Origin of the sequence: Curtobacterium sp. HSID17257, assembly GCF_003989515.1 — a bacterium.
Taxonomy (GTDB): domain Bacteria; phylum Actinomycetota; class Actinomycetes; order Actinomycetales; family Microbacteriaceae; genus Curtobacterium.
The window spans coordinates 51,375-59,371 of record NZ_RBLU01000010.1; the positions used below are offsets into that span (position 1 = coordinate 51,375).

At 70.8% G+C, this 7,997-nt stretch carries 10 protein-coding genes; all 10 read left to right on the plus strand.

Going from position 1 to position 7,997, the window contains the following annotated elements:
* Nucleotides 1-60: 60 nt before the first annotated feature.
* Entirely contained in the window at nucleotides 61-963 is a 903-nt protein-coding gene (locus D8M35_RS03630; protein ID WP_126890610.1) for a flagellin, read from the plus strand.
* A 92-nt stretch (nucleotides 964-1,055) separates the two neighbouring features.
* Complete coding sequence (gene fliD / locus D8M35_RS03635) at nucleotides 1,056-2,456, plus strand: flagellar filament capping protein FliD (RefSeq protein ID WP_126890611.1); 1,401 nt, start codon at nucleotides 1,056-1,058, stop codon at nucleotides 2,454-2,456.
* The gene (gene fliS / locus D8M35_RS03640; protein WP_238638076.1) at nucleotides 2,453-2,944 is read left to right on the plus strand and encodes a flagellar export chaperone FliS; all 492 of its coding nucleotides are present in this window, start codon (nucleotides 2,453-2,455) and stop codon (nucleotides 2,942-2,944) included. Before fliD ends, fliS begins: the two co-directional genes overlap by 4 nt.
* The gene (locus D8M35_RS03645) at nucleotides 2,934-3,299 is read left to right on the plus strand and encodes a hypothetical protein (RefSeq protein WP_126890612.1); all 366 of its coding nucleotides are present in this window, start codon (nucleotides 2,934-2,936) and stop codon (nucleotides 3,297-3,299) included. The genes fliS and D8M35_RS03645 overlap by 11 nt, the downstream gene beginning before the upstream one ends.
* Nucleotides 3,300-3,656: 357 nt before the next feature.
* A complete protein-coding gene (locus D8M35_RS03650; RefSeq protein ID WP_126890613.1) occupies nucleotides 3,657-4,001 on the plus strand; it encodes a flagellar basal body protein in 345 nt (114 codons plus the stop codon).
* Entirely contained in the window at nucleotides 3,998-4,393 is a 396-nt protein-coding gene (locus D8M35_RS03655) for a flagellar basal body rod protein FlgC (protein WP_224442989.1), read from the plus strand. The genes D8M35_RS03650 and D8M35_RS03655 overlap by 4 nt, the downstream gene beginning before the upstream one ends.
* Nucleotides 4,393-4,764, plus strand: a complete 372-nt coding sequence (gene fliE, locus D8M35_RS03660; protein ID WP_174234682.1) for a flagellar hook-basal body complex protein FliE — start codon at nucleotides 4,393-4,395, stop codon at nucleotides 4,762-4,764. The genes D8M35_RS03655 and fliE overlap by 1 nt, the downstream gene beginning before the upstream one ends.
* Nucleotides 4,764-6,440: a flagellar basal-body MS-ring/collar protein FliF gene (gene fliF, locus D8M35_RS03665; protein WP_126890614.1), complete on the plus strand. Its 1,677-nt coding sequence runs from the start codon at nucleotides 4,764-4,766 to the stop codon at nucleotides 6,438-6,440. The genes fliE and fliF overlap by 1 nt, the downstream gene beginning before the upstream one ends.
* Nucleotides 6,437-7,486 carry a flagellar motor switch protein FliG gene (gene fliG, locus D8M35_RS03670; RefSeq protein WP_126890615.1) on the plus strand — a complete coding sequence of 350 codons (1,050 nt, stop codon included), beginning with the start codon at nucleotides 6,437-6,439 and terminating at the stop codon, nucleotides 7,484-7,486. Before fliF ends, fliG begins: the two co-directional genes overlap by 4 nt.
* Nucleotides 7,479-7,997 (plus strand): hypothetical protein (locus tag D8M35_RS16335; protein WP_153257427.1); only part of this gene is annotated, 519 nt, incomplete at its 3' end. The genes fliG and D8M35_RS16335, both read left to right, overlap by 8 nt.

A 7,997-nucleotide genomic window follows, 5' to 3' on the forward strand; every position in this document is an offset into this window, starting at 1 on the left:
CGGATGTCAGCCCATGGACGGGCAGGCACCACCACCCAAGGATTCACGGAGGAAACCACCATGGGTATGTCCATCAACACCAACCTCTCGGCACTCAACACGTACCGGAACCTCAACTCGACGCAGAACGACCTGTCGAAGTCCCTCGAGAAGCTCTCGACGGGTCTCCGCATCAACCGTGCTGCCGACGACGCTTCGGGCCTGACGATCTCCGAGGGACTCAAGTCGCAGGTCGGTGGCCTCACGGTCGCCGCCCGCAACGCGCAGGACGGCATCTCCGTCGTGCAGACCGCTGAAGGTGGCCTCACCGAGACCCACTCGATCCTCCAGCGCATGCGCGACCTGGCCGTCCAGGCCGGTAACGACTCGAACAACGAGACGTCGCGTGACGCCATCAAGACCGAGGTCGGGCAGCTCCAGCAGGAGCTCGGCCGCATCGCGGACTCGACGAACTTCAACGGCATCAAGCTGCTCGACGGCAAGGCCGCGACCACCAAGGCGACGGCGGACGACGGAACGGGGACCGGCAAGCTGACCTTCCAGGTCGGCGCGAACGGAGACACGTCGAGCCAGATCGTGGTCGACCTGTCGAAGTCCAGCGTCAAGGACATCGCCGCGAACCTGACGGTGGACGACGACGCCACGGCGGGCACGACCAAGAAGCTCGACTTCAGCACCGCCGACGGGGCGCAGAAGGCGATCACGGCGATCGACACGGAGATCGCGTACGTGTCGGCTGCTCGTTCGAACATCGGTGCGGTCCAGAACCGCTTCGACCACGCCATCAACGTGACGAACGTGGCCAAGGAGAACCTGACCGCGGCGAGCTCGCGCATCACCGACGTCGACATGGCGCAGGAGATGGTCAAGTACACCCGCGACAACATCCTGAGCCAGGCCGGCACCTCGATGCTCGCGCAGGCGAACCAGAGCACCCAGGGCGTGCTCTCGCTCCTCCGCTAGCACCACCGACGCCGTCGTCCGGAGGAGTTCGAGTCCTCCGGACGGCGGCGCCACCACACCCACGACCACCCCCGACGACAGGGAGCCCCGCGATGTCGACGTCGTCCGTCTCGGGCAACAGTCTCGCGATCGACGGTCTGGTCAGCGGTCTCAAGACCTCGGACCTGATCAACTCGCTGATGACCATCGAGCAGGTCCCGCAGACCCTGCTCAAGAACAAGCTCACCGACACCAACTCGTTCGTGTCGTCGCTGCAGACCATCAACTCGCTGGTGCAGACCCTCGCGACGAAGGCCGGCGACGCCGCCAAGGCCACCTCGCTCGACGTGTACGGCGCCACGAGCTCGTCCACCGGTGTCACCGTCGCGACCGACGCCACGGCCTCCGCCGGCTCGGTCAGCTTCCAGGTCGGGTCGACCGCCGCCGCACACGTCGGTGTCACCGCGGCGATGCCCACCTGGGCGCCTGCCGCGGAACCGCTCACGCTCGTCGGCGCGGACGGGAAGAAGACCACCGTCACGCCGGCCTCCGGGTCGCTCGACGACGCCGTGACCGCGATCAACAAGGCCGGCGCGGGTGTCACCGCCACGAAGGTCGCCGCCGGCACCGACACCGACGGCACGAAGCTCTACCGCCTGCAGCTCAGCGCGACGAAGACCGGCGCCGCGGCTTCCTTCACGCTCTACCGCGGCTCGTCCGACGACGTGACGGCCGGTACCGCGACGAACGTCTTCGCCCAGCCGGGTGCCGCGGTCGTCACGCAGGGCAAGGACGCCAGCGTCACGCTGTGGGCGGGCACCGCCGCGGCGCAGACCGTGACGAGCGCCACGAACACGTTCGACGACCTGCTCCCCGGGCTCGACGTCACGGTCACGCAGACCACGACGGACCCGGTGACCGTCACGGTCGCGCAGGACACCACGAAGGCCCAGGCCGTGGCGTCCGGGCTCGTCGACGCGTTCAACGCCATCACCTCGTACTACGCGACGAACACCGCGGTGACGAGCACCACGAGTCCGACCACCGGGACGACGTCGACGAAGGCCGGCGTCCTGACCGGGGACGGCACGACCCGCGACGCGGTGCAGCGCCTCACCACGACGATGTCGACCCCGGTCAACGGGAAGTCGCCGTCGTCGATCGGCATCGTCATCCAGAAGGACGGCACCTTCAGCTTCGACGCCGCGGTCTTCCAGAAGGCCCTCGCGGACGATCCGCAGGGCACGCAGGCCATGCTGTCCGGCGTCGCGACGAACGTCGGCGCTGCGGCGACGGCAGCGTCGGACAAGTACACGGGGTCCATCACGACCTCGATCACCGGGCAGCAGTCGGTCGCGAAGGACCTGACGACCCAGATCGACAACTGGTCGGACCGGCTGACCGCACGACGGGCGACGCTGCAGGCGCAGTACTCCGCCCTCGAGACCAGCCTCAGCAAGCTCCAGTCCCAGTCGGCGTGGCTCTCGAGCCAGCTGGCATCGACGTCGAAGTGACGGGAACGACCATGAACGCCTTCGACCTGCAGTCCGCCGCCTTCCGGCAGGCCGCGCAGCCCCGCACGGTGACCGACCAGCGCCGCGCGCAGTACACGAACGAGGCCGTGCTGTCGGCGACGCCCGCACAGCTCGTCACGATGCTCTACGACCGGCTGCTCCTCGACCTGCACCGCGCCGAGGCCGCGCAGACCGCGTCCGACTGGGAGGCCGCACGCGAGCAGCTCCTGCACGCCCAGGCGATCGTCGGTGAGCTGTCGTCCACGCTCCGGATCGACGTGTGGGACGGCGGCGAGGGACTCCTCGCGATCTACAACTACGCGTCGACCTCCCTGATCACGGCGAACGTGCACCGCGACGTGCAGGCCACGCGGGACTGCATCCGGATCCTCGAGCCCCTGCGGCAGTCGTGGCACGAGGCCGCCGCCGCGCTGCCGTCGACCCAGGCACCGCAGGTCGGTAGCGGGGGAGCCCTCGGTGTCGCCTGACGCCCTCGACGACACCACGGCCGACGCCGTCCACAGCGAGTGGGCGGCAGTGCTCGACGCCCTCGAACGGGAGCTGACCGCAAGCGGGCCGACGGCGACGGACGCGACCACGGACGGCAGCGTGGAGACCGCAGCGATCGTCCTCGACGCGACCCCGTGGGCCGAGCCGACCGCCCTCGGACCGGTGCCGCGCGCACTGGTGGGTCGTGCCTCCCGGCTGTTGGCGGCGCAGCACGACCGGATGTCGGCGCTCGAGACGGAGCGGCGGCAGACCCTGGAGCACCTCGGTGCGCTCCGGCAGGTCGCGGCGACGGACGAGCCGCGCGGCTCCGTGTACCTCGACGCCTCCGCCTGAGCCGGACCGGCGACAGCCCGAGCGAGCACGACGACAGATGCGTCGTCGTACGACAGCGGTTCCGTCGTTCCGGTCGCAGGTCGTCGCGCGTCTCCGGGCGAGACGACAGATGCGTCGTCGTACGACAGCGGCATCGTCGCAACACAGCGGCGCGCGGCCCGGCCACACGGCGAGCACCCGAGCACGCGACCGGGCCGCGCGAGCCCCCCGCCCCCCGTTCGGGGCGAGCCCTAACGCCCCAACCGCCGCCGCCGACAGCGCCCCGCGAGCACGGATCGCTCACTCGTTCGGCCACGGATCGGCCACCGCCAATCGGCGACGTCGCACGACGTCGCACACCGAGGGGACGGGCCACCCGTGTTCGATTCCGTGACGAGCGTCGCGCTGCAGAGCGCGCTCGACGGGCTGTCGCTGCGGCAGCGCACCATCGCGAACAACGTCGCGAACATCAACACGCCGAACTACCACGCCGAGAAGGTGCGCTTCGAGGACGCCCTCGCGCAGTCGATCGTGCACGGTGACGGGCACACGACGCCGACCGTCGCGCGCAGCCTCGAGCCGACGAACGAGATCGGCAACAACGTGAACCTCGACCAGGAGACCCTGTCGAACGTCGACACGGTCCTGCGGTACCAGTTCGCCACCCAGGCGGTCGGCGGCGAGGCCACGGCCCTCCGCGCAGCGATGCGGACGAACTCGTGACGACCTTCGACGCGATCGGCATCGCGAGCACCGGCATGACCGTGCACCGGAAGTGGCTCGACGCGATCTCGGACAACATCGCGAACGTCAACACCGTGCGGTCCATGGACGACTCCGCGTTCCAGGCCCGCTACGTCGAGGTGCAGGAGGGTGCCGGCACGTCCGGCGCCTACGTCAAGGGCGCGGCGTTCGGCAGCGCCGCCGGCCGTGTGACCTACGACCCGGACAACCCGCTCGCGAACGCCGAAGGGTACGTCCGCATGCCGGACATCGACCTCGGTACGCAGATGGCGGACCTCATCATGGCCCAGCGCGGCTACCAGGCGAACGCCGCCGTGGTCGACCGTGCCAAGACCGCCTACGAGGCGGCACTGCAGATCGGGAAGAACTGATGCCCATCGACGCCCTGAACGGTGTGACCACCAACGCCATGACCCGCGCCTTCGCGGGTGCCGCCGACGCCGCGACCGGTACCGGCGCGCTCGGCGGTGCCGCGGGAGCCGGAGCGGCGGGCGACGGTGCGGTCCAGCCGACCGCCGGCGGTGACGGCTTCGCGGCGAGCCTCGGCAACGCGGTCGACGGGCTGCAGCAGCTGCAGAGCAACTCGAAGACCCTGGCGCTCAAGGCTGTCACGGGCAACCTGGACGACATCCACGACGCCACGATCGCGTCCACCCGCGCCCAGGTCACCCTCGAGCTCGTCGCCGCCGTCCGCAACAAGGGCGTCGACGCGTTCAACGAGATCATGCGGATGCAGGCCTGATGCCCGCCGCGATGCAGAACACGTGGGGGCGCATCGTCGCCTACGTGAAGGGGTTCTCCGCCGCACAGCGCACCATCGCGCTGATCGGTGTCGCCGCACTCGTGCTCGGCGGCATCGCGCTCGCGAGCTGGCTCGGCAAGGCGTCCTACGCGCCGCTCTTCACCGGGCTGGCGGCGGCGGACGCGAGCTCGATCACTGACCAGCTGACGACCGACGGTGTGCCGTACCAGCTGACCGACGGCGGTGCGACGATCCTCGTGCCGCAGGACAAGGTGTACTCGGAGCGGCTCAAGGCGGCGTCGAACAACCTGCCGTCGTCGAACGAGGGCGGCTACTCGCTGCTCGACAAGATGGGCGTGACGAGCTCGGAGTTCCAGCAGGACGTGACCTACAAGCGCGCGATCGAGGGCGAGCTCGCGAAGACGATCTCGTCGATGGACGGCGTGAAGGCCGCGACCGTGCAGCTCGCGATCCCGGAGAAGACCGTGTTCGTCGCCGAGGAGAAGGACCCGACGGCGTCGGTGTTCGTGGCGACCGAGAACGGCGCGCAGCTCACCACCGACCAGGTGCAGTCGATCGTGCACCTGACGAGCGCAGCGGTCGAGGGCATGCAGCCCACCGACGTCTCCGTCGTCGACCAGAAGGGCCAGACCCTTTCCGCGGTCGGGACCGGCGCGACCGGCAGCGGCGCGGACCAGGCGGCCGACTACGACGCGAGCACCCGGAAGAAGATCCAGGACCTGCTCGACACGACGCTCGGCCCGGGAAACGCCAGCGTGGTCGTCTCGGCGACGATGAACCAGCAGTCCGGCACCCGGACGTCGGAGAGCTTCGCCCAGCCGACGAGCGGTCCGGTCGCCCTGAACGAGTCGAGCACGACCGAGCAGTACGGCTCCGGCTCCGGCGCGGGTGCCGGCGCGACCGGCGTGCTCGGCCCGGACAACATCGCGGTCCCGAACGGCACCGCCGGCGGCACGAACGCGAACGGCACGGCCACCGGCGACGACGGCTACAAGAACGAGTCGGCGACCAAGAACAACGCCGTCGACAAGACCACCGAGACGACGCAGATCCCCGCGGGCGGTGTCGAGCGGCAGACGATCTCGGTCGCCCTGAACTCCCGCGCGGACTCCGTGCAGAACGCCAACCTGCAGAGCATCAACGACCTCGTGTCCGCAGCTGCCGGTGCCGACAACACCCGCGGTGACCAGGTCCGCGTCGCGATGATGGACTTCGACGACTCCGCCGCGAAGGACGCCGCGAAGGCCCTCGAGGAGCAGCAGCAGACCGAGCAGCAGCAGGCGATGTGGTCGGCCATCCGCACCGCCGGCATCGTGCTCGCGGTCCTCGCCGCCGCGATCGTGCTCGCGATCGTGCTCGCCCGCCGTGCCCGTCGTCAGTCCCGCGAGGCCGTGGACGTCGGCGAGCTCGACGTCTTCGCCGGTGAGACCTTCGAGCTGCCGCTCGGCGCGGACGACCTGGCGATCCCGGCCGTCGAGCCGGAGACCGTCGCGCTGCCGACCCTGCCGCACGACGACGCCCCGACCGAGGTGCTGACCACCGACGAGATCAGTGCCGAACGTCGCCGTCAGGAGATCTCCGCACTCGCCGAGCGCGACCCGAAGCGCACCGCCGACCTGCTCCGCGGACTCCTCGACGACCGGTCGCCGGTGTGAACGCCCTCGTCCCGGTCCCCGCCGGCAGCGGGGCGGCCGAGCGCACCCTGACCGGCGCGCAGAAGGTCGCGCTCATCCTCATGCAGATGGAGACCGAGCGCGCCGCCGAGGTGATGAAGCAGTTCACCGAGCTCGAGGCCGAGGAGATCAGCGCGGAGATCGTCCGGATGCGCCGCGTCGACGACAGCGTCGTGGACCGCACGATGAGCGAGTTCCACCGCATCACACAGCGCGGGCGCGTGCAGAAGCGCGGCGGCAAGGACGCCGCGCTCGGGCTGCTCGAGGCGTCGTTCGGCTCCGAGCGCGCCGCGGGCGTGATGGACCGGCTGGCGTCGAACCTCGCCGGGCAGTCCTTCGAGTTCCTCGACGACGCCGAGCCCGGCCAGGTCGTCAGCCTGCTCGAGGGCGAGCTGCCGCAGACCATCGCGCTCGTGCTCGCGCACCTGCGCCCCGGGCAGGCGAGCGCGGTGCTCGCCGGTGTCGACGACCGCGTGCGGACCGACGTCGCCCAGGCGTTCGCGACGATGGGCACTGCCACCCCGGAGGCCGTCGGGATCGTCGCCGGGGTCCTCCGGCAGCGCGCCGGTGCCGTGGTGTCCCCGCGCGAGAGCGTCGAGGTCGTCGGCGGCATCGCACCCCTCGTCGAGATCATCAACCGCTCGGACGTCGCCACCGAGAAGGCCGTGCTCGACGGCCTCGAGGCGCGGGACCCGGAGCTCGCCGAGGACATCCGCTCGCGCATGCTCACCTTCGAGGACATCGTCAAGCTCGAGTCCCGCGACATCCAGCAGGTCCTGCGCGGCATCGACTCGAAGCTCCTCGCGACCGCCATGAAGGGCGCGCCGGCCCCGGTCGTCGAGACCATCCGCGCGAACGTCTCCGAGCGCAACCGCCAGCTGCTGGACGACGAGCTGCAGGCCATGGGCCCGGTCCGCGTCTCGCAGGTCGAGGAAGCGCGCGCCGAGGTGGTCCGCTCCGTCCGCGAGCTCGAGGCCGAGGGCACCATCACCGTCCACCGCGCCGAGGAGGACGAGCTCGTTGACTGACGTCACCGTCCAGCGCGTCGCGTTCCCGGTGCTCGGGAACGCAACCACCCGCGACCTCGCAGCGGCCGCCGACGTGCGCGGCCACGCCGCCGGGTACGCCGCGGGCCTCCGTGCCGCGCAGGCCGAGACCGCCACGCTGCACGCCCGGCTCGAGGCCGAGCACGCCCAACGACTCGCCGCGCTGCAGGCCGAGACGGTCCGCCGCGTCCAGGTGCTCGACGCCGCCACGAACGCGATGCTCTCCCAGGTCGCGCCGGTCCTGCGTGACGCCGAGGAGTCCCTGGTCGACGCGGCCCTCGACCTGGCCGAGGCCGTCGTGGGGCACGTGATCCGGTCGGGTCGCCACGACGCCGTGACCGGCGACGACGACGGCCTGGAGGCACTCCACACCCCCGGCGCGGAGGCCACCGTCCGACGTGCGCTCGCCTCGGTCGACGCAGCGGTCCCGGTGTCGGTCCGGCTCAGTCCCGCCGACGCCGCCCGCGTCGCCGACCTCGCGCTCCCCGTCCCC

Excerpts from the sequence above, each read along its gene's own strand:
- fliD (WP_126890611.1), top strand. The coding sequence starts at position 1,056 with ATGTCGACGTCGTCCGTCTCGGGCAACAGTCTCGCGATCGACGGTCTG.
- D8M35_RS03630 (WP_126890610.1), top strand. The coding sequence starts at position 61 with ATGGGTATGTCCATCAACACCAACCTCTCGGCACTCAACACGTACCGG.
- fliF (WP_126890614.1), top strand. The coding sequence starts at position 4,764 with ATGCCCGCCGCGATGCAGAACACGTGGGGGCGCATCGTCGCCTACGTG.
- fliE (WP_174234682.1), top strand. The coding sequence starts at position 4,393 with ATGCCCATCGACGCCCTGAACGGTGTGACCACCAACGCCATGACCCGC.